This window comes from Pseudomonas sp. Bout1, from assembly GCF_034314165.1.
GTDB lineage: Bacteria > Pseudomonadota > Gammaproteobacteria > Pseudomonadales > Pseudomonadaceae > Aquipseudomonas.
Window position 1 is genome coordinate 2,288,232 of sequence record NZ_JAVIWK010000001.1, and the last position, 19,472, is coordinate 2,307,703.

Consider the following 19,472-nt stretch of genomic DNA (forward strand, 5'->3'; position numbering starts at 1 on the left):
CGCTGGAGCGGTCAGATGATTCGATCGCCGCCCAAGGAATCCCGCTGCATCGACTGCAGGTTTTTCTCGATGGTTTCGCAGAGGGCTTCCATCTGGATCTGGTGCTCGCTGTCACGAAACGGGCTTTGCAAATCGGTGCCGATGCGCTCGATGGCCAGCAGCATAAAGCCCACCACCGTGGACGCCAGCGGGGTGAACCAGCCCAGGGATTCCACCAGGCCCACCGGCACGATCAGGCAGAACAGCGAAATGAACAGCCGTGGGAAATACACGTACGGGTAGGGCAGCGGCGTGTTGGCGATGCGCTCCATGCCGCCCTGGCTGTTGGACAAGTCCACCAGGGTCGATTCCAGCCGCGCCAGGCGAATACTGTCCAGGCGCCCGGCCTTGTATTCCTGGGCCAGCAGCGCCGCGGAACCATTGAGGATGTCGTTGGAAAAGTTATTGGTGGTGGTACTGCGGGTGAACTCTTCCGCCGGCAGAAACGCGCGAATCTCATCCGGGCACGGCTGGCCCCGCAGGTGGGCTGCCAGGCAGTTCACATACGCCACGTGACGGCGCAGCAGGGTCGCCTTCATCGGGTTGACCTCGTGGTGCGGGTCATCCAGCAGCGTCAGCACTTGCCGGGCAAAGCTGCGGGAATTGTTGACCATCGCCCCCCACAACGTGCGCGCTTCCCACCAGCGGTTGTAGGCGCTGCTGTTGCGGAAACTGATCAGCACCACCAGCGCCGAACCGAGCAGTGTGAGCGGCATCAGCGGCAGGTTGATCTTGCTGTTGAGGAACAGCATGAAGTCCACGGTGACGGCGATATCCCACAGCAGCAGCCAGAACAGCGCCCAGCCCACATAGCCCATGGTCTTGATGATCAAGCGGTATTTTTTGACGATGGCAGCTTTCAAACGGAAACCTCGCGGCGAGCGGTGAGCATCAATGCCCTAGCTCGGACGCTGTTTACCGGGTAAAGGTTCGCCGGGGTGCTGCGCCGTCAGGCCTGAAGGGTCAGGACGAAACGGTTTTCGCCTTGGGGCGTGTGGCCTGGTACTGGCTGTTCAGGCACGAACCCGCAACGGCTCAGGACTTTTTGTGAGCCCACATTCTCCGGGTACACGTACGCCACCAATTGCTTGAGTGCCCAGCGCACCTTTGCCTCGTGGATAAGATGGTTCAGCGCCAGGGTTGCCAGCCCTTGCCCGCACGAGCGCTCGCCCACGCGGTAACCGACTTCGGCAGAGCCCTTCGGTGAATCGATGCTTTTCAGATTGGCGCGACCGACGATTTCGCCACTGGCGTCTTCGATCACGAACGGGTGCCAGGCGCCGGTGGCAAGGCCGGATAAATAACCGTCAATATGCTCGGCGACGCCCTGCGTTGAGTAGAACGAAGGGTCGCGCGCTTCGATATGCGACTCGAACCACTCACGGTTGAGGGCTTCGAAGGCCAGCAATGCTTCAGTGTCCGTACTTCTCAGCTCGCGAACGCGAAATGACGTCATTGATCACCTCTTCCTGGCAATTGTGCGGTGAGCAAGCATACCCCATCAGTTATCCTGAACCGATCAGCCCAATCGCGGCAAAAAGGAACGGCAGTTGAACGAACACACATTGTCCATGCGCCTGGAGCGCGTGGCGGCCCATGTACCTGCCGGGGCGCGCCTGGCGGATATCGGCTCCGATCACGGTTACCTGCCGGTGGCGTTGATGCGTCGCGGCGCCATCGTGGCGGCGGTGGCCGGCGAGGTGGCCTTGACGCCGTTTCGCGCAGCCGAGCGTACGGTGCGCGAGAACGCGCTGGAGCACCACATAACGGTGCGCCTGGCCAGTGGTTTGGCGGCGATCGAGCCGGCAGACGGGATCACCGCGATCAGCATCTGCGGCATGGGCGGCGAGACGATTCGCGACATCCTCGACAGCGACAAGGCACGCCTCAACGGCCAGGAGCGTCTGGTGCTGCAACCCAACGGCGGCGAGCAGCCGTTGCGTCAATGGCTGATGGACAACGGCTATCGCATCGTGTGCGAAGAGCTGCTGCGGGAAAACCGCTTCTTCTACGAAATCATCGTCGCCGAGCGCGCTGAGACTGTTATCTACACCGAAGAGGAGCTGTACTTCGGCCCGCTGCAAATGCAGGCGCGCAGCCCCGAGTTCCTGCTCAAGTGGCAGCGCATCCTGCGCCACAAACAACAGACCCTGAACGATTTCGCCCAGGCGCGGCAGGCGGTGCCCGACCACAAGGTGCAAGAGGTCGCCCAACAGGCCCGGTGGATTACCCAACTGCTGGCGTGAGGGTCAGCCCGCGATGGTATTCAGCTCTGCCAGCACTTGATCCGAAAGATCCAGTTCGCCCACCGCTATATTTTCACGCAAATGGGTGACCGACGAAGTACCAGGAATCAGCAAGATATTGGGTGAACGGCGCAGCAGCCATGCCAGCGCCAACTGCATCGGTGTGACGCCAAGGCGCTGTGCAACGCTCGACAACACCGAGGACTGCACCGGGGTAAATCCGCCCAGCGGGAAGTACGGCACATAGGCAATGCCGTCCTGGGCCAGCGCGTCGATCATCGCGTTATCGTGTTGATGGGCGATGTTGTACAGGTTCTGCACACACACGAAACGCACGATTTTTCGCGCCTCGGCCACCTGCGTCGGCGTGACGTTGCTGATGCCGATATGGCGCACCAGTCCCTGTTGTTGCAACTCGGCGATGGCACTCAGGGGCTCTTCGATCGAGCCTTCGGCAGTGCCCATCACGCCATGCATGGCCCGCACGTTGACCACGTCCAGCACGTCCAGGCCCAGGTTGCGCAGGTTGTCATGCACGGCCTGCGTCAGCTCGGCCTTTGACGAAGCGTTGAGCCAGGAACCGTCGGCGCCTCGAAGGGCGCCCACCTTGGTGACAATCGTGAGATCGTCTTTATACGGATGCAGCGCCTCACGAATAATCTGATTGGTGATATGCGGCCCGTAGAAATCGCTGGTGTCGATATGGTTCACGCCTGCTGCGACGGCCTCGCGCAATACAGCCAGCGCCGCTTCACGGTCCTTTGGTGGGCCAAATACCCCAGGGCCGGCCAGTTGCATGGCGCCGTAACCGATGCGGTTGACGGCGCGATCGCCGAGAGTGAAGGTGCTGTGGTTCATGGCTGTGGCTCTTGCTTGAAGGGAGGAAGCCTATAATATGAAGGATCCTTCAGGTTTTGAATTCGCATTCCATGAGCACTCCAAAAGCGTCACTAAAGCCAAGAAAATCAGCGGTTCAGGCCCGGTCGGCGGCGACTGTCGAGGCGCTGCACACGGCGACCCTTCAGGTTTTGACGGCGCAGGGGTTGGTCCGGTGCACCACCACCCGCGTGGCCGAACGTGCGGGCATGTCGGTGGGCAGTCTCTACCAGTACTATCCGAATCGCGATGCACTGCTTGCGGCGGTCCTGGAAAAGCACCTGGTGCACGTGGCCGAGACCGTCGAGCAGGCTTGCGATCAATACCAGGGCGCCACGGTCGCTGAAATGGCATCCGGGTTTGTCACGGCTTTTCTCGCCGTGAAGCTGATGGATCCGACGGCGTCCAAGGCCCTCTACGCCATTGCGGGCGAGCGGGGCGGTGCGGAGCTGGTCGCGCGTATCAACAAGCGGATGGTAGCCGCGATTGCGGCGATGTTGGCGACGGCAGCGGATGCTCGTTTTGAAGACCCCTTGTTGACCGCCGCCATTTCGATCAGCGCGGTGGTGGGCCCGGTGCGGTCACTGCTTGAAGGCAATGCAACGCCAGCCTATGAAGCCGGCCTGGAACAACAGGTGATTCGGCTACTGCGGGCTTATCTTCAAACCTATCAGTCACGGCCAATTGACCGCTAAAGGGCGTCAAGCTAGCATGTGGCCATTATTTTGATATCATTTCTGATTCAGGGATTGAACATGCTGTCCAGAGCCCTCACGGCAGGCCTTCTACTGGCTTTGGCCGGGTGTACAAACGTCAAGGTTGACCCTGTCGCGCCGCAATACAAAATCTCCCAGCTATGCATCGAAGAGAACCCCAAAGTGGTGGTGGGGGATTTTGTCGATGGCCTGCAAACGCTGTTGCGCAAGCACCACATTGAAAGCCGGTTGTATGCCGCGCCGGTTCCGGGCAACTGTGAATACCGGCTGACCTACACCGCCATTCGTTCCTGGGACTTCTCTGCCTACCTGTCCGACGCCAGCATTGCGCTCTACAAAGGCGAGCAGTCCATTGGCGTTGCGCACTACAACCTGGCGGGCGAGGGGGGCTTCGACTTGTCGAAATACAAGACGGTCGAGGAAAAAATGGCACCGGTGATCGACCAGCTATTGGGGCAGGCCAAGTGAACAGATTCATCAAAAGTACCGCGGTCCTGTTGCTCATGCTGCTGACCGGGTGTGGTCATACCAGCACCAGCCAACCTTACTTCGAACCTCCGGCGCCGCCTGCGGGCAAGGCGCTGGTTTACATGATGCGGACCCAGGTTATCCAGGGCAGCTTCTATGACAGCGTGTTCAGTATCGATGACAGCGCAATCGTGGGGCTGAGTAGCGAGACTTATTCCTGGGTGCTGGTCAGCCCGGGCGTGCACAAGGTGTCTGCCGGGCAACATCCGAATGCCCGGAACGTATTCCTGATGCTCTCGGTCGAGCCGGGTAAGGAATACTTCGTTGAGTACACCCAGGAAAACATGTTCGAGAAGATTCGCAAGTGGGAGGCGAACGAAGGGAAAAGCATGGTGCGCGGGTATTCGTATATACCGGTGAAGTGACGGTGCCCGGCAACTAATGTGATGGGTGGCGGTCAATAACCCCCGCACGACTGTCAGCGGTCGTGTGGCTCGCAATAGAGCCTCGCGGTACGTTTTTTCCTCCCTCCCATTTGAAGATTTAACCCATGCACCTTCGCAAAATTGCAGTTGGGCTGTCGGCCCTTGTTTTGCTCTCCACCGGGGCGCAAGCCCGTGGCCTGCTGGACCTCATTACACCGCCTCAATCACATACTTCCCGTTCGGGCTCCATCAGCCAGGGTGCGGCCCTGGATCTGTATTCAAGCCAACAGAAAAAGCCGTCGTTCGACAGTTGCGCCGACCTGTTCCCGGCCAGGCAACCGATCAACACCGCCACCGTGCCGGCCAGCATGAAACCCCTGGCGCTGTGTTCCGATAACTTTGCAGTGCTGTACTCACAAACCAGCAAGACTCCGCTGGTGGTGGTTGAGCGCCTTAATGCAGGCCAACTGCAGGACGCCAAAGGCGAGGAGCGCACCAACCAGTTCTACCCGGACCCGCGCATTCCCAAAGGCGCGCGCGCCGAGTTGAGTGACTACCGTGGCCAACACCCGGCCGTGGACCGTGGCCATCAATCGCCGGCCGCCGATGCGCCGAGCACCAACGCCATGGCCCAATCCTTCGCGTTGTCGAACATGGTGCCGCAAGACCCCACCAACAACCGCAAGATCTGGAGCAAGGTCGAAGCGGACGTGCGCAAGTTTGCCAAGCGTGCCGACGGCAATGTGTTCGTGTTCACCGGCCCGTTGTTTGACCAAGGCTACAGCACCATCGGCGACAACAAGGTCTGGGTGCCGACCCGCCTGTTCAAGCTGGTGTACGACGTATCGTCCAAGCGTGCCTGGGCCTATGTATTGCCCAACGCTGAAACCCGCATCGAGAAGCCGATGGACTACACGACGTTTGTGAAGACTACCGGGCTCAAACTGCTGGGGAACTTGCCGGTTACCGGTTCGGTTGGGCGCACTTGATGGCTTGAAGCTGGCGGCGTCATTTGCCCTTCTTCAACGTTTTCAACCGCAGCGTTGCTCGCTGCACAGCGGCCATCTTCTCTGGCCGCTTCATCTTTTTCCATTTGCGAATATCGTCCTTGGTGCGTCCACAACTCACGCACAGCTCACCACTGAGCTGGCAGGTTGAGACGCACGGATTCTCGATATCTTTAGCCAAGGCTTCACCCCTTTCCCGCATACAGTTTGGCCAGGCGCAGGCGCCAGTTGCCGCCATGCTGGCGCTGACATTCCTCCTCGGAGTCGAACCGAATGTAGCGGTCTGTAGCGGGTTGATCCACGCAGGCATCCGCCAGCGCCGTGGCCGTCAGCTCACGCATGCGCCGGTCCAGTCCGTTTGAAACGGCCAGCTCCTGGTTCGCCCGCGTATCGAATACCCAGATCACGACCAGGCTCTGTGCAAAGGCCTGGTAGTCGACTTCGTGGGTCAGCCAGTCGAAGCCCTGGATTTCGGCCTTGGCGACTTCACAGGCTTCGGTCAGGGTCGCGACCAGGCGACGCTCTATGCGTGCGCCGTCGCGTTTGGTTGAAGACATGGCGATTCCTTGAGGAGCGAGGAGGGTGATGATACGCGAGAGCGCCACTGTGGGATTTAGCGAGACTTGAAATCTTTATCGCCTGACAGGCCCTCTTCGCAGCCTCGCTGAAGCTCGACAGCTATCAGGTCTCTTTGGGCCGATCCAGCTTGCGCGTCATGGTGTAGATCGCCACCCCGGCTGCCAGGATGCCCGAAGCCGCACCGACCGCCAGCGCCCAGCGTGGGCCCAGGTGGTCGGCCACCCAACCGACAATCGGCGCGCCAATCGGTGTGCCGCCAAGGGCCACGCCCACCCGCAGGGCGATCACCCGGCCGCGCATGGCGGGCTCGGTGGTGAGTTGCATCAGGCTGTTGGTGGTGTTGCTGAAGGTCAGGGCGCCCACGCCGATGATCACCAGCGCGCCGGCAAACAGCCAATAGTTCGGGGCAATCGCCGCCAGCGTGCAACCCACCCCGAACACCAGTGCGCCGATCAGCAGCGACTTGAACTGCGGCCGCTCGCGACCGGCCGCGAGCAGTGCCCCGGCGATGGTGCCGATGGCCAGGATCGACGACAGCAAGCCATAGCCACGGGCATCGGCGTGGAACACGGTGACGGCCATGGTCGAAATGAAAATCGGAAAATTCATGCCGAATGTACCGATCAAAAACAGCATGATCAGGATCGCCATCAGGTCCGGCCGCGCCCACACATAGCGCAAGCCTTCCGTCAGGCTGCCCTTGGTGCGCAGCGCCCGCAGGCTGGTGTGCAGGCCGCAAACCCGCAGCAGGAACAGCGAGGCCAGCACCGCGAAAAAGCTCGCGCCATTGAGCAGGAAAGCCCAGCCGGTGCCCACCGACGCGATGGTCACGCCGGCCACCGCCGGGCCAATCATGCGGGCCATATTGAACGAGGTGGAATTGAGCGCGATGGCGTTGGACAAGTCTGCCTCGCCCACCAGGTCCGCCACGAAAATCTGCCGCACGGGCGCGTCGAACGCTGAGGCGCAGCCCGACAAAAACGCGAACACATACACATGCCACAGCTGGACGATGCCGGTCAGGGTAAACACCCCCAGCGTCAGCGCCAGCAAGCCCATCACGCCTTGGGTAACGATCAACAGCTTGCGCTTGTCGTAGTGGTCGGCGGCGAAACCTGTCCAGGGCAGCAACAGCAATTGCGGCCCGAACTGCAACGCCATGACGATGCCGACGGCCGAGGCGTTATGCGGCGTGAGCTGGGTCAGCACCAGCCAGTCCTGGGCGGTGCGTTGCATCCACGTGCCGATATTCGACACCAGGGCGCCGACAGCCCAGATGCGGTAGTTGACGCTGCGCAGCGAGCGGAAAATGCCCATCGAAGTCACACCGTTCGCGAGGTGTGCGTTTCAAGCAAACCGAGGATGTCTTGCGCAGTACCGGTTTCGCCCAGCTTCGGGAATACCTGATGCAGGCTGTAGTGGTGGGCCTCGGGGTTCGCGTCGGTCATGGCGTCGATGGCCAGGGTCACGTTGAAACCGGCCTCGTAGGCCTGGCGAGCGGTGGACTCCACGCCGGTGCCGGTGGCAACCCCGGTGATCACCACTTGGGTCACGCCGAGTGCCTTCAACTGCGCCTCGAGATCGGTGCTGGCGAACGCGCCCCAGGTGCGTTTGGTCACCACAATGTCGCCAGGTTGCTGACCGAGTGCGGGCAACAGGTCGGCCCAGCCCGGTGGGAACACGTCGCTGCGCCGTGGCCGCTCGGTGCGCCCGGGCGCGAAGCCTGTGACGTTGACCAGCACCACCGGCATCTCGCTCTCACGGAACGCGTCCAGCAGTGCACGGGAGCGCTCCACTACGCTGCCGAGGGGGTGGATGAACGGGTATTCGGCGATGCCTTTTTGCAAGTCCACGATGATCAGTGCGGTATTCGGATCCAGCGAGGTGACGGCCATGGGATGTCCTCGAGCGGGTAGGGTGCAGCTCAAAAATCGGCAAGGCGCTCCAGCAGCTTTACCGCCGCTGCGAGTTCGGCTTGCTCTTTGGCAGACAGTTGCTCCTGCAGCGCCCGCAGCAGCCAATCGTCCTTGGCTGCCCGGCTGGCGATCAGGTGTTTACGAAAGCCGGGAGTCAGCTCGATCAGGGTTTGACGCCCATCGCTGGGGTCGGGTTTGCCCCGGATTGCTTTCATCGTCTCAAGCCCGGCCACGGTGATGCGCATGGACTGCGGGCGCACGCTCTCCGCCCGGGCCAGGGCCGAGACGGTGCTGGGCCCGTCACGGTCCAGGCGCAGCAGCACCGACTTCTGGGCCGAGGTGAAATCGTTCGGATGGGTTTGTTCCCGCAGCCGGCGCATCAGCTTGCCCAGGGAGATGCGCAGCTCGGCAGCCAGGGCGGCGGATTGGGTTTCGCAGGTGATGGAAGGTGTATTCATGCCCGGACATTAGCATGCGTGCAGAAAAACTGTACAGTTTACCTGTATGAATTTTTTGTCATAAAACCCAGCGTCAACGGTCCTTTACCGGTCCCAATTTTGCCTTGCGATACTCATCGGGTGTCTCGCCCGTGAGCTTGCGGAACATGCCGATAAAGGCCGAAGAGCTGCTGTACCCAAGGTCGAGTGCGATGGTCTCGACGGTGGCGCCGCTTCTCAACAGGTTGAGTGAGTGCATCACCTTGAGCCGTTGTTTCCAGTGGTTCAGCGACATCCCAAGGTCACGCTGGCACCGACGCAAAAGGGTGCGTTCGGTGGCGTTGACCAGCCGCGCCCAGTCAGCCAGCGAGCGGGCGTCTGCCGGGTTCTGTTCCAGGGCTTCAAGGATGGGCGACAGCACCGGGTCATTGGAGCCGGGAAGGTAGGAGCCGACGCGGGACGTTTGATTCAGCTTGTCCAGCAGCACGTAGAGCAGGCGGCTGTCTTCCTCGGTTTGAACCGGGGCGGGCGGTGAGGCCCGCAAGTCGTCCAGCAGTGCGCGGATCAACGGGGTAATCGTCAAGGCACACGCGGTGTCCGGCAGGCGTTCACACAAAGGCTGGGCGATATACAGCGAGGAGTGATAGGCCTCCTGGCGATTGAGCGCCAGGTGCTCGGCCTCGGGGGGCAGCCACAGGCCAAATTGCGGCGGGACAATGAAGTGCTCATCCGCCAGTTTGATCTCCATCACCCCACTGAACGAATACACAAATTCGCCCCAGGGATGTCGATGCCACGGGTAAGTCGTCAAGGCCTGCATCTGCGCGGCGCGAAAGTACAGCGGCGCCGGCAGCTCGTCGGTGAACGGCGCAACGACCCGGTGGGCAAATGGCTTGTTCATGAGGGTCACACCGCAGGTGTTGGTCGAATGGCTATTGTGCGCTATCGCTTGTCGGTTTGGCGCTATATCCAGCAGTTCCGCGCATCGCAGACTCCACCCCTGCAAACAGAGGTGGAGAGTGTCGTGGATAAGCGTCAGCCTATTGATGGGCCCGCTGCGGTCATTATGACGGTGATGTGTGCCATCTGGGGCCTTCAGCAAGTGGCGATCAAGGTCGCTGCGCCCGACATCGCGCCGATCCTGCAGATCGCCCTGCGCTCGGGTATTGCCGCGGTGCTGGTAGGCCTGATCCTGATCCTGCGCCGGAACAAGATGACGTTGAACATCGACACCTGGCGCGGCGGGCTGCTGGTGGGCACGCTGTTTGCCCTGGAGTACGTGGCCGTCGGTGAAGGTTTGCGCTACACGTCCGCCGCGCACATGGTGATTTTCCTGTACACGGCGCCGATCTTCGCGGCCATCGGTTTGCACGTCCGGTTTCCCAGCGAACGGCTGACGGCGGTGCAGTGGGGCGGAATATTGTTGGCGTTTGCGGGCGTGATCGTGGCGTTTTTTGCTCCGGGTGAAACCACGGCCTCGATGGCCGATCAACGCATTGGCGATGCGCTGGGCTTATTGGGCGCTGCGGCCTGGGGCGCCACCACGGTCACCATTCGCTGCTCTCGACTGGCCGAAGCGCCAGCGCCATTGACGCTGTTCTATCAGCTCGCCGGGGCTTTTGTGATTCTGGCTGCGCTGGCATGGGCGACCGGGCAAACCCGTGTGCAGTTTTCGGCCATTACCGTGGCCAGCCTGGCCTTCCAGACGGTGGTGTTCTCATTCCTGAGCCTGTTGGTGTGGTTCTGGATGCTGGGGCGTTACCTGGGGTCGCGGCTTGGGGTGTTGTCGTTCATGACGCCACTGTTTGGCGTGGTATTCGGCGTCTGGTTGCTGGACGAAACGCTACAGTCATCGTTCATTGTGGGCTCGCTGTTGGTGCTGATCGGGATTGTGGTGGTGAGTGGGCATGATCTTTTCAAGCTGCGCATGGCCAGGCTAGTCAAGGATTGATACGTTCACCAGGCTGCGCATTCCTCAACGTACTTTCTCCTGCACAGGTGCTCTCGCGTGACACCAAGCACTGCGGTGCGTTGATCGAAGGCCTTGAAGCCAAGGTTGCCGACCTGCTGGGCAAACCCGCTGCGGTGTTCATGCCCAGCGGGGTGATGGCGCCATTGATCGCGGTTAACATCTGGAGCCACGGCTGCGGCCTCGGATACACCGCGGCATACCGACGGCGTACGCCTGTGAGAAACCCGGGCGCTTTTACCCGCGCTCCTACGCCGAAATTGCCGAAGGGTTCTCCTCCGTCTATGTCTCGGCCTACAAAGGCCTGGGCGGAATCGCCGGTGAAGTGTGCGTGTTAATTCCAGTCATCATCCCTGCTCACTGAACCGGTGATTTGCTGACTTTGATCCCTTTGAACAGCACCAGCAGCAACACGCCTGCGAGTATTTCAAAGGCGGCCACCATATACAGGCCGGCAGCCAAACTGCCAGTCAGGGTTTTCAGCCAGCCAATCATGTAGGGCGCCACGAACCCCGCCAGGTTGCCGATGCAGTTGATCAACGCAATGCCTCCGGCGGCTGCGGTACCGGCCAAAAAGGCCCCGGGAATCGACCAGAACACCGGGAACGCTGCGAGGATGCCCATGGCCGCAATGGTCAGGGCGATCAATGCCAGGACGGCGTTCCCAATAAACAATCCGGTGCCAATCAGCCCGAGCCCGGCGAGCAGCGCAGCCATGGCGCAATGCACGCGGCGCTCAGAGGTCTTGTCGGAGTGAAAACCGTTCCACAGCATCGCCACGGTGCCCAATATGAACGGTATCGAGGAGAGCAGGCCGATGCGCATGGTGTCATCCACCCCCAACGCCTTGATGACGGACGGGGTCCAGAACGCAATGGTCGCGTTGCCGCTGACCAGGCAGAAATACACCAGGGCACACAGCCACAGCTTGGGATAACGAATCAGCGAACGCAGGTCGCTGTGTTTGCCGGGCGCCTGGTCTTCGCGGGCGATTGTGTCGCTGACCATCGTGCGTTGTGCCGGGCTCAACCATTTGGCATTGATGGGTTTTTCCGGCAGGTAGCGCAATACCAGGAAACCTGCGATCACCGAGGGAATGCCTTCGAGAATGAACAGCCATTGCCAGTTGGCCAGGCTGCCGACGCCGACCATGTGGCTCATGATAAACCCCGCCAGTGGGCCGCCGACCACGCCAGCGATGGCGAACGAGGTCATGAACATGCCGTTGATCTTTGCGCGCTGCGCCGCCGGAAACCAGTAGGTCAGGTACAGCACCACACCCGGGAAAAAGCCCGCTTCAAACGCCCCGAGCAGAAACCGCAGCACGTAGAACGACCAGGCACTTTCGACGTAGGCCATGGCGATGGACGTCAGGCCCCACATTATCGTGATGCGGGCCAGTGTGCGCCGCGCGCCGATTTTTTCCAGCAGCAGGTTGCTGGGCACTTCGAAGAAGAAGTAACCAATGAAGAAAATCCCTGCGCCCAGGCCGTAGACGGCCTCGCTGAAGCCCAGGTCCTGCAGCATCGCCAGTTTGGCGAAGCCGACGTTGACCCGGTCGATCCAGGCCAGTACGAAGAGGAATACCAGGAACGGAAGCAACCGCCAGGCGATCTTGCGGTACACAACAGCCACTTCGTCGGACATCGGTGAGTGGTCCAGTTCCAGCGATGAAGTTGCGTTACTTGGGTTCATAAGTTGTCTCGTCAATTCGTTGCGCATGGGTACGCAAGCCGATTGGCAGGCGAGTGCGGGCGCACGGGCGGCCGCCGTGGAATTTTTGCGGTGAGTCAATAATTGAACCAAGGGCAGGTGGAGCCTGCCGTTGGTTCAACGCCAGTGCGTTACGTGCCCTGGCGTAACAGCGCCTCGATTGAGCGAGACACTTGCAGCACCCGTGCGTCCTGACCCTGCAGGCCGGCAATCGACAAGCCTACCGGCAGTTCGTCGCCGCGCTGGCAAGGCAGGCTCAGGGCGCAGCCGTCCAGAAAATTGAGCACGCTGGTATTGCGCAATACCAGGCCGTTGGTGGCAAAAAAAGCCGCGTCATCCGCCAGGTCGGCAAGCTTGGGTGGCACTATCGCGACACTCGGCAGCAACCATGCATCGGCGTCACCCAGGCGTTCACGCGCCACGCTGATCAGGCGTTGGCGTTCGGCCTGGATGTCCAGGTAATCGGCTGCGCTGATGGCCGCGCCACGGCGTATGCGTTGTGCAACGCGTGGGTCGTAAGCCTCGCTGCGGTCGCCCTCGAGCCACTGGCGATGGCCCTGCCAGGCTTCGGCGGCCGTGAGCCCGCCGGCAGCATTGATGCGCGGCAGTTGGTGCAGCTCAGGGAAGTCGAACCAGCGGATACTTGCACCGGCCTTGGCGAGCAGGTCCAGGCTGCGTTCGAACGCTGCCGCCACGGTGGCATCCAGTTGATCGAGCACCACGTCACGGGTGACCGCCAGGCGCAGCCCGGCCAACGGCGCGGCGCGGGTATCCAGCGATTGGCCGCTGAGTATCTGGTCGAGCAGGATGCAGTCGGCGACGCTGTTTGACAGTGCGCCGACCGAGTCCAGGCTGGCGGCCAACGGGAAGGTGCCAGTCATCGGCACACGGCTGGCGCTGGGTTTGAAACCGACGAGGTTGCAGAAGGCTGCGGGGATACGGATCGAGCCACCGGTGTCAGTGCCCAAGCCCGCTACCGCCATGCCCAGCGCCACGCTCACGGCGGCGCCGGAACTGGAGCCGCCAGCGATGCGCCCCTCTGCACACGGTGTGAGCGGCGTGCCGTAGTGGGGGTTCCACCCCAGCCCGGAAAAGGCAAACTCGCTCATGTTGGTGCGGCCGAGCAAGATCGCGCCGGCCGCCCTCAGGCGCTCGACGACCACGGCATCGTGGCGGGCGGGCGGCGCATCGGCGAGTAATTGCGAGCCGGCCGCCGTGACCTGCCCGGCCACATCGAACAAGTCTTTGATCGACACGGGCAGCCCGGCCAGCGCCGACGGCACGTAGCCGGAGGCGCGCGCCAGGTCGCTGGCCCGCGCAGCGCTCAGGGCGCTGTCGGCGTCGACGCTGATATATGCCGTGCCGCCTGCTGTGCGATGCGCTTCAATACGCGTTAACGCGTCATTGACCAATGCCTCACTGCTGGTGCGGCCCTCGGCAAGCTTGCGGGCGAGTTCTGCAATCGTGGTCATCGTGGGTTTACTCAGCGACAGGCAGCGGCTCGACACCGTACTGGTGGCGCAGGCTGCGGTTGAGGATGGGGTCGAACAGTTCCATTTCGAAGGCTTCGCCATAACCCAGTTCGCCGATCACCGACTGCGTGCCGCAGAACATTGCTGTATCGGCAGGCAGCGCGGCGTCGTTATTAAGTTTCGCCAGCAACGTTTCCGGCGCCAGCAGGTTGGTCACCGGCCCTTGCTGATACAGCGCTCGCACGCCATCACGCACACGCCAGGTGCGCATCACCAGGTGGTCCCAATGCGGCTGGACTTCGGTGTAGCGCCACACCTGCTGGGCGATGGGTTTGTCGCACATCTGCTTGGACACGGTTACGTCGTAGCTTTCGACCTTGCGGTCGGTGTGGTCCGAGCCCAGGCCGATCAACAGGCCTTGCTCGCTTGGGATCAGCACGAACTCGGTCTCGCCGGAAGAGTCCTTGCCCGGCACCTGAATCGTCTCGGCGTTGTTCAACAGGCTGGCGGACACGCGATAGAAGCACGGCACCTGGGTGGGTCGGCGCACGCCCAGTGCTTCCAGTTCGGCAATGTGGTGTTCCACCGCTTCGCTGTTACGCCCCGCCCAGCCTGCGATGATCAGGTGTTTGATGCTGGAGTGGTGCTCGCCTTGGCCGACGACATGGAAAGTCATTTGAGTCATGAAAAGTGCTCGTAGTGAGTGATCAAAGCGTGCGCATGATTGCGCGGCGGAAATCGTCAATGTGGTGATGGATCGCGGCGATGGCGGCGGTGCCGTCGCGCTGCTCCACCGCTTCAAGGATTTGCAGGTGTTCGTGGTAGATGCGTTCGCTGTGATGGTTTTCCGACAGGGTCAGGTACCAGAAACGCGCCTGTTTTTCGTGCAGGTTGCGCAGCAACTCGGCCAGCACGCGGTTGTGGGCGGCGGCTGATATGGACATGTGAAACTCCAGGTCCAGCGACATCAGCCCGGCCACGTCGTGCCTGGCTAAAAGGGCAGGGGTGCGCTCGAGGATGTCGCGCATGGCCTGGATGTCGGTGTCCTTGGCGCGCTCTACCGCGAGCTTGACGCACAGCTGTTCGTTGCTCACGCGCACTTCGATCATGTCGAGTACATCGTTGAGTGACAGGGCGGTCACCATCACGCCTTTGCGCGGCATGATCGTGACCATGCCTTCCACTTCCAGACGGTGCAGCGCTTGGTGGATGGGGGTTCGGCCAATGCCCAGCGCAGCGGTCAGTTGCGCCTCGTTGATCGCATCGCCAGGGCGATACTCGCAGCTGATAATCCGCTGCTTGATTTGGGCATAGGCCAGCTCACGCAGTTGCGCTGCGCTTTTTGTGGGAGCCATCGGGGGTTGGTGATGGCGTATGAGGTTGGTCGGTTCGGACATATCCACTCCTGAAAATCATCTGATATATCAGATGATTTTCAGAGTGAAGCAAGGGCTATGCCATTTTTTTGCAAACGGGCGCAGAGCCTTGGCTTTAGAGGGTTTTAGAAATTCAGACGCGCTTCGGGGAACAAGCTGTGAGGTGTTACTTGTTACCTTTGTGCCCGAATTTGGTGCCGTGGCGCCCGCTGTTTGTGCAATTCAGGGGCGGGATCAAAAGCCAGGACACTTCAGTGAGTGCTGCGGGGCAGGGACTTCTGCAATTGGCTGTTTACACATCATGAAGATGGCTAAAGGTTTAGTGAAATCAATTCATTTTTGCTCGGTCAATAGTTCAGCCTAAAATACACCTTAAATATAGATACTATGAAGACTACTGAGATGTCGCCAGGCAAGGCAATGCACTCGGGTGTTATCTCGGATAATTAGGGTGTCAGACGGCAATGAATAATGAATTTTCATTTTCTATTAAAAGCATTTGTTTTGACGAGAATTATCACCCCTCTGAAAATACGCGCATCACCACAAACTTTGCTAATTTGGCCAGAGGGACCAGCCGCCAAGAGAACTTGCGCAACACCTTGAGGATGATTAACAACCGCTTCAATGCCTTGGCACACTGGGATAACCCCAAGGGCGATCGTTATACGCTCGAACTTGAAATTATTTCGGTCGAGATGGGCATTGGTCTTGAAGGCAGCGGCACTGCCATTCCGCTGATTGAAATACTGAAAACAAATATTGTTGATCAACAAACCAACGAGCGCTTTGCCGGTATCGTAGGCAATAATTTTTCCTCCTATGTACGGGATTATGACTTCAGTGTGCTGTTGTCCGGGCACAATCAGGGGCAGCCTGGATTCAGCATCCCCGATAATTTTGGGGCACTGCATGGAAAGCTATTTAAATGCTTTGTGAATTCAAGCGTCTACCAGGACCATTTCAATAAGCTTCCTGTCATATGCCTAAGTGTTTCGAATACCAGGACCTACCATCGGACTGAAAACCAGCATCCGGTATTGGGCGTTGAATATCAGCAAGACCAGTACTCGTTAACGGATGAATATTTCCAGAAAATGGGGCTGAAGGTTCGCTACTTCATGCCTTCAAATAGCGTTGCGCCTTTGGCTTTCTATTTTTCCGGGGATTTGCTCGGTGATTACACCAACCTTGAACTGATCAGTACCATCAGCACGATGGACACGTTCCAAAAAATATACCGACCTGAGATTTACAATGCGAACTCAGCAGCAGGAAAATCCTATCAGCCAAGCCTGAAGCATCAAGACTACTCATTGACCCTCATTGTTTATGATCGAGAGGAACGTGGCCGGCTGGCCATTGAGCAGGGGAAGTTTGTCGAAGAAAACTTTATCAAACCCTACCAGGCTGTGCTTGAACAGTGGTCCGCCAATTGCGCTTTTTGACTGGTTAAAAATACAAGGTTATCCGATATGAAAAAATTATTACCCACGTCAACTGCCGGCAGCTTGCCTAAACCCGCCTGGCTGGCACAGCCTGAGACACTTTGGTCACCTTGGAAATTGCAAGGTGAGGAGTTAATTGAGGGCAAGCAAGACGCTTTACGTTTGTCATTGCAAGAGCAACAACAGGCCGGTATCGATATTGTCAGTGATGGTGAACAGACGCGCCAACACTTTGTCACTACCTTTATTGAGCACCTCAGCGGCGTTGATTTTGAAAAGCGTGAGACCGTTAGAATTCGCGATCGCTACGACGCGAGTGTACCAACGGTGGTAGGGGCGGTTACTCGCCAACGACCAGTGTTTGTCGAAGAGGCCAAGTTTTTACGTCAACAAACCAGGCAACCGATAAAGTGGGCGTTGCCGGGGCCCATGACGATGATCGACACGCTTTATGACAACCATTATAAAAGTCGCGAAAAACTGGCGTGGGAGTTCGCCAAGATTCTCAATCAGGAAGCCAGGGAGTTAGAGGCGGCGGGGGTTGATATTATCCAGTTTGACGAGCCCGCCTTTAATGTCTTTTTTGATGAGGTGAATGACTGGGGCGTGGCCACTCTGGAAAGGGCCATTGAAGGCCTCAACTGTGAAACGGCCGTGCATATTTGCTATGGCTACGGCATCAAAGCCAATACGGACTGGAAGAAGACACTGGGCTCAGAGTGGCGTCAATATGAGGAGGCTTTCCCGAAGCTGCAAAAATCCAGCATCGATATAGTCTCGCTGGAATGCCACAACTCTCATGTTCCGATGGAGCTGATTGAACTCATTCGAGGCAAAAAAGTGATGGTAGGGGCCATTGACGTGGCGTCCAATATCATTGAGACGCCAGAGGAAGTCGCCAATACCTTGCGCAAAGCCCTTCAGTTTGTAGAGGCCGACAAGCTTTACCCTTGCACCAACTGTGGCATGGCCCCGTTATCGCGTGGCGTAGCCAGAGGCAAGCTTAATGCCTTAAGTGCTGGCGCAGACATCGTCCGTAGAGAACTGTTGAACCAAGGCTGAGTCAACTTTGCAACACATAGCGTGGTTTGAGCCAGTTGGCCTCGCCAACGAGGATGTCCTCGAAGAACGCCCCGATCGGTAGTGTGGGGTGGCACAGCTGAATTTCCAAAACCCACACCATCTCGCTCGGCACAATCTCGACTTCGGCCAGCTTGTCCTGCCCGAACAGCGCATGCGGGAAGTCAGCGATGCGGTGGCCTGCCAGGTTGCGCTCCAGGCGCCAGCCTTTGGAGTGGGCACTTCGTTCAGCGAAATCATAGAGCTGGCGCCCGGTCAGCCCGCGGTGCCAGGCATGGCGGGTTTCGTCGAACACTTCATGCAGTGCTTTCACGCAGGCGTCATGCAGCGGGTGCTCGCCGAATACAAAGGTGTCGCCGTAATCGCCTTCGTAGCCATCCCACACCGGGCCGAGGTCGACCACGGCGATATCGGTGGCGCGCAGCGTGCGCGACAGGTCGACGCCTTGGCGCGGTGTGCGGACGGTGTCGTCGCCAAAGCGTATATAGGTGGGGTGCCAGGTGTGAGACGCGCCCATGTTTTGCAATGTTTGACTGGCCATTTGAAGGGCTTGCGCCGTGTTCATGCCCACCTTCAACTGGTCGGCGATGGCGGCCAGGGCTCTAACCGTTTGCTCGCGGGCGGCAAGCATGCCGTCCAGTGAGTAGCGCGGGCCGACTTTTTCCAGCACCGGGTCCAGCGCCTTGAGGGACGACGCCTGCGGCAATGCACCGCTGGAAACGAAGGCTTCTGCGACAAAACGATGAGCCTGCGCGCCCGCTGCCAGGCAGGTTTCGCGCACTTGCTTGATCATCGTGCTACTGCCGCAGGCGTAGATTTGGCTCTCGGCCCAGTTGTGCGGCTGTGCCAGCGCAACCTGTTGCACGCGGGCATCTGCCGACTGGACGCGATGCCAGTGAAAGCGCGGATGTGCCTGGCTGGCCTGCTCAAGAAACTCAGCGTCGTAGAAGTCCGCCGGCGCTGAGTTACCCCAGTACAGGCTGACCTTGGCGTGGCGGGCCAGGGCCGTCAGCAACAAGGGCTTGATGCCTGCGTAACCGGTGCCGGTGGCGAACAGCACAACCGGGCGGCCATCGTCGTGTTGCCAGGTGCAGGCGCCCACGGGGCCTTCGAGTTTCAGCGCATCACCCACTTGCAGGGTCGGCAGAATGCGTTCGGAAAACAGGCCACCGCTGACTTGGCGAATATGAAACACCAGCTGGCCCTGATCCTGTGCGGGCAGGTTGGCGACAGAGAAACAGCGGCTGTCGCCATCGTCGAGGCGAAACCTGAGGTACTGGCCGGCCCGAACGTCGAGTGGCTGCGCTGGCAGCAACACCAGCTCGATGATATCGGCGCTCAACGCGCGTTTGCCGATCACCTGGGCGGTGACCTCCAGCGCTGGCGTGTCCAGTGACCAGCCGGGAATTTCCAGGCGCATGTCGCTACAGGCATGGCTCTGGCACAGCAACATCTCGTCAGCCGCGAGTGGATAAGAGGGGGCAGGGCTGTCTGGTGTGCGCAACTTGTCTCGGTACTGGCCTGACACCACTTTTACCTTGCACGACCCGCAGGCGCCGCGCCGGCAGGAAAACGGTACGGCCAGGCCGCTGGCAAGCATCGCGTCGAGCAGCAATTGATCGGCGGCTTCGAAGGATTTGCCCGAGGGCGACAGTTCAACGACATGGCGGTTGTGCATAAACACCTCGGGGCAATTGAGGCTCGA

Annotated in this window: 23 protein-coding genes; 8 read left to right on the forward strand and 15 right to left on the reverse strand. The window is 59.9% G+C overall.

Features of this window, described 5'->3' with window-relative positions; all coding sequences use genetic code 11:
- Window positions 1-11: 11 nt before the first annotated feature.
- Window positions 12-902, reverse strand: coding sequence for a bestrophin family protein (locus tag RGV33_RS10440; RefSeq protein ID WP_322144201.1), 891 nt, complete (start codon window positions 900-902; stop codon window positions 12-14).
- An 86-nt stretch (window positions 903-988) separates the two neighbouring features.
- The gene (locus tag RGV33_RS10445; protein WP_322144202.1) at window positions 989-1,495 is read right to left on the reverse strand and encodes a GNAT family N-acetyltransferase; all 507 of its coding nucleotides are present in this window, start codon (window positions 1,493-1,495) and stop codon (window positions 989-991) included.
- A gap of 94 nt (window positions 1,496-1,589) precedes the next feature.
- Here RGV33_RS10445 and RGV33_RS10450 point away from each other — a divergent pair, with 94 nt between their 5' ends.
- Entirely contained in the window at window positions 1,590-2,285 is a 696-nt protein-coding gene (locus RGV33_RS10450; protein WP_322144203.1) for a tRNA (adenine(22)-N(1))-methyltransferase, read from the forward strand.
- 3 nt (window positions 2,286-2,288) lie between these two features.
- Here RGV33_RS10450 and RGV33_RS10455 read toward each other — a convergent pair whose 3' ends face one another.
- Window positions 2,289-3,143, reverse strand: coding sequence for an aldo/keto reductase family oxidoreductase (locus RGV33_RS10455; protein ID WP_322144204.1), 855 nt, complete (start codon window positions 3,141-3,143; stop codon window positions 2,289-2,291).
- Window positions 3,144-3,214: 71 nt separating this feature from the next.
- Between RGV33_RS10455 and RGV33_RS10460 the strand changes: the two genes are divergently transcribed.
- The 4 genes from RGV33_RS10460 to RGV33_RS10475 all read left to right on the forward strand — a co-directional run bounded on the left by RGV33_RS10460 (window position 3,215) and on the right by RGV33_RS10475 (window position 5,759).
- Window positions 3,215-3,856 carry a TetR/AcrR family transcriptional regulator gene (locus RGV33_RS10460; RefSeq protein ID WP_322144205.1) on the forward strand — a complete coding sequence of 214 codons (642 nt, stop codon included), beginning with the start codon at window positions 3,215-3,217 and terminating at the stop codon, window positions 3,854-3,856.
- Window positions 3,857-3,916: 60 nt separating this feature from the next.
- Window positions 3,917-4,345: an Sbal_3080 family lipoprotein gene (locus RGV33_RS10465; protein ID WP_322144206.1), complete on the forward strand. Its 429-nt coding sequence runs from the start codon at window positions 3,917-3,919 to the stop codon at window positions 4,343-4,345.
- A gap of 8 nt (window positions 4,346-4,353) precedes the next feature.
- Window positions 4,354-4,770 carry a DUF2846 domain-containing protein gene (locus RGV33_RS10470; RefSeq protein ID WP_416152115.1) on the forward strand — a complete coding sequence of 139 codons (417 nt, stop codon included), beginning with the start codon at window positions 4,354-4,356 and terminating at the stop codon, window positions 4,768-4,770.
- Between the two features lie 125 nt (window positions 4,771-4,895).
- Window positions 4,896-5,759, forward strand: a complete 864-nt coding sequence (locus RGV33_RS10475; protein WP_322144208.1) for a DNA/RNA non-specific endonuclease — start codon at window positions 4,896-4,898, stop codon at window positions 5,757-5,759.
- Between the two features lie 19 nt (window positions 5,760-5,778).
- Here the strand turns inward: RGV33_RS10475 and RGV33_RS10480 are convergent, their stop codons facing one another.
- From RGV33_RS10480 to RGV33_RS10505, 6 genes are all read right to left on the reverse strand, one after another.
- Window positions 5,779-5,958 (reverse strand): DUF1289 domain-containing protein, encoded by a 180-nt coding sequence (locus RGV33_RS10480; protein ID WP_003207939.1) that lies wholly within the window; start codon window positions 5,956-5,958, stop codon window positions 5,779-5,781.
- Between the two features lie 4 nt (window positions 5,959-5,962).
- Entirely contained in the window at window positions 5,963-6,334 is a 372-nt protein-coding gene (locus RGV33_RS10485) for a hypothetical protein (protein ID WP_322144209.1), read from the reverse strand.
- Between the two features lie 124 nt (window positions 6,335-6,458).
- Window positions 6,459-7,673: an MFS transporter gene (locus tag RGV33_RS10490; protein WP_322144210.1), complete on the reverse strand. Its 1,215-nt coding sequence runs from the start codon at window positions 7,671-7,673 to the stop codon at window positions 6,459-6,461.
- Window positions 7,674-7,678: 5 nt separating this feature from the next.
- Entirely contained in the window at window positions 7,679-8,251 is a 573-nt protein-coding gene (locus tag RGV33_RS10495; protein WP_322144211.1) for an isochorismatase family protein, read from the reverse strand.
- Window positions 8,252-8,280: 29 nt separating this feature from the next.
- Entirely contained in the window at window positions 8,281-8,730 is a 450-nt protein-coding gene (locus tag RGV33_RS10500) for a MarR family transcriptional regulator (protein WP_322144212.1), read from the reverse strand.
- A 73-nt stretch (window positions 8,731-8,803) separates the two neighbouring features.
- The gene (locus RGV33_RS10505; protein WP_322144213.1) at window positions 8,804-9,610 is read right to left on the reverse strand and encodes a helix-turn-helix transcriptional regulator; all 807 of its coding nucleotides are present in this window, start codon (window positions 9,608-9,610) and stop codon (window positions 8,804-8,806) included.
- Between the two features lie 123 nt (window positions 9,611-9,733).
- On the opposite strand from RGV33_RS10505, the gene RGV33_RS10510 reads away from it, so the two are divergent.
- On the forward strand, window positions 9,734-10,660 hold the full coding sequence (locus RGV33_RS10510; protein WP_322148649.1) for a DMT family transporter: 927 nt from the start codon (window positions 9,734-9,736) through the stop codon (window positions 10,658-10,660).
- Window positions 10,661-10,665: 5 nt separating this feature from the next.
- On the opposite strand, the gene RGV33_RS10515 is transcribed toward RGV33_RS10510, so the two are convergent.
- From RGV33_RS10515 to RGV33_RS10535, 5 genes are all read right to left on the reverse strand, one after another.
- Window positions 10,666-10,851 carry a hypothetical protein gene (locus RGV33_RS10515; RefSeq protein ID WP_322144214.1) on the reverse strand — a complete coding sequence of 62 codons (186 nt, stop codon included), beginning with the start codon at window positions 10,849-10,851 and terminating at the stop codon, window positions 10,666-10,668.
- A 184-nt stretch (window positions 10,852-11,035) separates the two neighbouring features.
- Window positions 11,036-12,373 carry an MFS transporter gene (locus RGV33_RS10520; protein WP_322144215.1) on the reverse strand — a complete coding sequence of 446 codons (1,338 nt, stop codon included), beginning with the start codon at window positions 12,371-12,373 and terminating at the stop codon, window positions 11,036-11,038.
- Window positions 12,374-12,522: 149 nt separating this feature from the next.
- The gene (locus RGV33_RS10525) at window positions 12,523-13,863 is read right to left on the reverse strand and encodes an amidase (RefSeq protein ID WP_322144216.1); all 1,341 of its coding nucleotides are present in this window, start codon (window positions 13,861-13,863) and stop codon (window positions 12,523-12,525) included.
- A gap of 7 nt (window positions 13,864-13,870) precedes the next feature.
- Window positions 13,871-14,548: a DUF2848 domain-containing protein gene (locus tag RGV33_RS10530; protein WP_322144217.1), complete on the reverse strand. Its 678-nt coding sequence runs from the start codon at window positions 14,546-14,548 to the stop codon at window positions 13,871-13,873.
- A gap of 22 nt (window positions 14,549-14,570) precedes the next feature.
- Window positions 14,571-15,260, reverse strand: a complete 690-nt coding sequence (locus tag RGV33_RS10535; RefSeq protein ID WP_322144218.1) for a GntR family transcriptional regulator — start codon at window positions 15,258-15,260, stop codon at window positions 14,571-14,573.
- 443 nt (window positions 15,261-15,703) lie between these two features.
- Here RGV33_RS10535 and RGV33_RS10540 point away from each other — a divergent pair, with 443 nt between their 5' ends.
- On the forward strand, window positions 15,704-16,687 hold the full coding sequence (locus RGV33_RS10540) for a DUF1852 domain-containing protein (RefSeq protein WP_322144219.1): 984 nt from the start codon (window positions 15,704-15,706) through the stop codon (window positions 16,685-16,687).
- A 27-nt stretch (window positions 16,688-16,714) separates the two neighbouring features.
- On the forward strand, window positions 16,715-17,749 hold the full coding sequence (locus RGV33_RS10545) for a methionine synthase (RefSeq protein ID WP_322144220.1): 1,035 nt from the start codon (window positions 16,715-16,717) through the stop codon (window positions 17,747-17,749).
- A gap of 1 nt (window position 17,750) precedes the next feature.
- On the opposite strand, the gene RGV33_RS10550 is transcribed toward RGV33_RS10545, so the two are convergent.
- Window positions 17,751-19,445 (reverse strand): M24 family metallopeptidase, encoded by a 1,695-nt coding sequence (locus RGV33_RS10550; protein ID WP_322144221.1) that lies wholly within the window; start codon window positions 19,443-19,445, stop codon window positions 17,751-17,753.
- Window positions 19,446-19,472 lie beyond the last annotated feature (27 nt).